The organism is Virgifigura deserti, from assembly GCA_003576685.1.
GTDB lineage: Bacteria > Pseudomonadota > Alphaproteobacteria > Dongiales > Dongiaceae > Virgifigura > Virgifigura deserti.
On record QOZR01000028.1, the window covers coordinates 1 to 3231 of the forward strand.

General features: G+C 67.2%; 4 protein-coding genes. 1 reads left to right on the top strand and 3 read right to left on the bottom strand.

The genetic code is table 11. The features are described 5' to 3' along the window. On the top strand, positions 1-210 hold a 210-nt coding region (locus DT069_RS24410), incomplete at its 5' end, for a hypothetical protein (protein WP_425450519.1). Between the two features lie 18 nt (positions 211-228). Here DT069_RS24410 and DT069_RS24415 read toward each other — a convergent pair. The 3 genes from DT069_RS24415 to DT069_RS24425 all read right to left on the bottom strand — a co-directional run. Beyond that, positions 229-1314, bottom strand: a complete 1086-nt coding sequence (locus tag DT069_RS24415; protein ID WP_119462952.1) for a C45 family autoproteolytic acyltransferase/hydrolase — start codon at positions 1312-1314, stop codon at positions 229-231. Positions 1315-1402: 88 nt separating this feature from the next. Continuing rightward, positions 1403-2977: an ABC transporter substrate-binding protein gene (locus DT069_RS24420; RefSeq protein WP_425450520.1), complete on the bottom strand. Its 1575-nt coding sequence runs from the start codon at positions 2975-2977 to the stop codon at positions 1403-1405. A gap of 56 nt (positions 2978-3033) precedes the next feature. Further along, positions 3034-3231 (bottom strand): hypothetical protein (locus DT069_RS24425; protein WP_425450521.1); only part of this gene is annotated, 198 nt, incomplete at its 5' end.

The following is a 3231-nucleotide window of genomic DNA, read 5'->3' on the forward strand; positions in this document are numbered from 1 at the left end:
GCCGGCGCCGACCTGGCCGGGGCGACCCGGCTGGAGCGGCTGGCCGCGCTGCGCCACAGCTTCGAGGCGCACGGCATCGCCGTGCGGCACGACATCATCCCCGGCGTCGGACATGACGGGATGAAAGTTCTGGATCCGGTCCGGCGCTTCTTCGCCGACGTTCTCGCCGAGCATCGCGCCGCGTCGACGCGATCCGGCGCTATCCGGTGAGTTCGCTCGACGGTCCCGTCACGCCGCTTTGAGCGCGATGCTGCGCCAGCCCTCCCGGCTCGGCGGGCCGGCCGCCACATGCAGCCGTACTGTCTCACCGAGCTCATAGACCACAGCCCCGATCGTCATGAAGGCGGTCGGCGCGTCCTGCGGCGCGGGTTCGACCGAAACCGGCGCGGCCGGATCGTCACGCGCGGCGAGCGTTTCCTTGATCAGCGCGACATCCGCCGCCGCGGCGGCAGTGCGGTCCAGGCGCCGCGCAAGCGTGGCGAGCCGGCCGCGCGACTCCGCGGTTCCGGACAGGTCGACCCCCGCCATAACGACATCGCGGCTCGCCAGCGGATGGTTCGTGTGCCAGACGCGGCCGCCGCTGGGTTCGGCCGCCACGGCCCGCCCAGCGGAACATTCGAGCGAAGTCACGGCGCGCCGGTCGCCCACTAGATAATTCTGGCCGGAGGCGTGCGTAACGCTGCGCAGGAATTCGAGCGCGGACGAATGATCGCGCCGAGCAAGCGCGCCGCGCAGAACGCAGGCGACAGGCAGGCCGCGCCGGCTGCGGGAGAGCTGGCTCAAGGTGTTCACGCAGAGCCCGAGTCCATGACCGGAGACGCCCATGAGCCCGACCATCCCGGCCGAGGTGAAGACCAGAGTCTCGGTTCCGTTCGCATCGCGGAAGCGCAGCAGGGCCTGGGCGCCGTCGTGCCAGCGCGGCAGATCGAGCGTCTGGCCCAGCAGCGTGCCCTCGCCCGTCGTGACGCCGAGGCTGCTGCAATGACCGTCGGTTTCGGCTTGGCCGAACCACCATTCCTCGTCCATGAGCTGCATGGCGTAGATCGTCTCTTCCGCCTGGCCGGCGCCCTCGGCGATCCCGGCGATCTCCTCCGCAAGCGCGGGCGTCCATCGTGCGATCGCCGGGCGGAAATCTGTTCCGGCGAGGAGACGGCGCAGGAAGGCGTTCGGCTCCTGCCCATAGGCCTCGCCGATCGCCGCATGCCAACGTTCGATCTTCCCGGCGATGACGGCGCGCAACGCCTCGCCATGCGCCCGGCCGCAAACCTGCGGGGTTCCGGAGAGGTCGATCAGAGGCAAGCTATCGGTGTGCATGTCCAGTCCGCCTTTCGGTTACCGAGAATACAGGCCCGACCGGCTCGCCGCGACGGGCGAGATCGCCTCGCCCGCCGCATGCCGGACCTCACTCGGCCTTCCAAACGCCCCAGAGGCGCGCCTTATCGCCCGGCCAGGCCTCATAGCTCTTGAGCTTCGGGCCTGTCGCGTCGATCACCGGCTCGTAATAGAGGCCGTAGATCGGAATCTGCTCCGCCATGCGCGCGTGCAGCGCCTCGAAGATCCGCTCGCGCTCCGCAGTGTCGGTAGTTTGGGTGGATTGCGCGAGAAGGTCCAGGGCCTCCGGGTCCTCCCATTGCACCGAAGGATCCTCCGACTTGTCGCCGATCAAAATGCCGTAGAGCAGCGATGGATCCAGCCTGGCCGAGTAGCCGAAGGACTGAATCTGGAATTTGCCGGTCAGATAGTTGTCGAGTTGCGTTGCCCAGTCGAGCACCTCGAGCTGAGCGTTGATGCCGACGGACGCCAGCATGGCCTGCATGATGATGGCGTTCTGATACATGCCTTCGTAACGCGTATTGGTCTGTATCCTGATCGGCTCGCCCGTATAGCCGGCTTCGGCCAGCAGGGCCTGTGCCTTGGCTGGGTCGTATTCCGGCCAGGCGAGAAAGCTCTCGCCGAAGAAGGCGCTGTTCTGCGGCACCGCGGAGGGGTTGGCCTCGACAAGGCTGTTCGTGCGGACCGCCGCGATCTGCCCGATGTCGAGCGCATGCGCGATGGCGCGGCGCAGCCGCACGTCGGACAGGAGAGGATCCTCGGTCTGGACCAGGATCGCCGTCCATGCGAGGCCCGAAACGGTCTTGATCGTGGCGCCGTTCTTCTCGGCCTCCGCCATCCGCTGCGCCGACAGTCCGGGCAGCAGATCGATCTCGCCGGCATAGAGCGCGGCCTCGGCGACCGAGGTATCGGGGACGATGAGGAATCTCACCTGGTCGGCATAGGCAATGCGTGCGCCCGCATAACCGCTCTTCGGCTCATCGAGCGGCACATAATCGTCGAAGCGCTCGAGCAGGACGAACTGGCCCTTCCGCCACTCCTTCAGCATGAACGGTCCGGTTCCCACCGGCCGGTCCCAGCTGCCGTCGGAGTTCAGGCTGTCCGGGTGGATGACGGCGATGTTGCATTGGATGTTGGCGAGCTGGGCGAGGAAGAGCGCATTGGGTTCGGCCAAGCGGAAGACGACAGTCCGCGGGTCGGGCGTTTCGACCGCCACCACCTCAAGACCGGCCGAACCGTCGAAATAAGGCACACAAGGCCAGGCGAGAGCAGGATCGAAGCGGCGCTCCCAGCTCCATTTCACCTCGGCCGACGTGACCGGCTCTCCATTGTGGAAGGTGGCGCCTTCGCGCAGCGTGAAGGTGTAGGTGCGTCCGTCGTTGGAGATCGTCCAGGATTCGGATAACGCCGGGCCAATCGACAGGTCGTTGCGGTAAGCGACCAGCGTCTCGGTGATATGGTGCATGACCGTGTCGGTGTTCGCATCGCGGTCGATGCCCGGATCGCTGCTGCGGATATCAGCGTTCAAGGCGACGGTGATCGTGCCGCCTTGCCGCGGTTCCTCCGCGGCCGCCCCGGCCGGTGTGAAACCAGCCGATGCGAAGGCCGTCGCGGCAAGCGCGGCGGCCATAGCCGTCCTTTTCAATCCCATAATGACCTCCCTTTTGATATGTCGGCCTCTTGATGTGCCGGATTTCGGCGTCAGGCGGGCGTGCGAACCACGCCGCGGTCGTTCAAGACCGCGGCGAAGAAGTCCTTTACGGTCCCGAGCAATGTCCGGTCGTCATGTCCGACGCCGGGGATGATGTCGTGCCGCACGGCGATGCCGTGCGCCTCGAAGCTGTGGCGCAGCGCGGCCAGCCGCTCCAGCCGGGTCGCCCCGGCCAGGTCGGCGCCGGC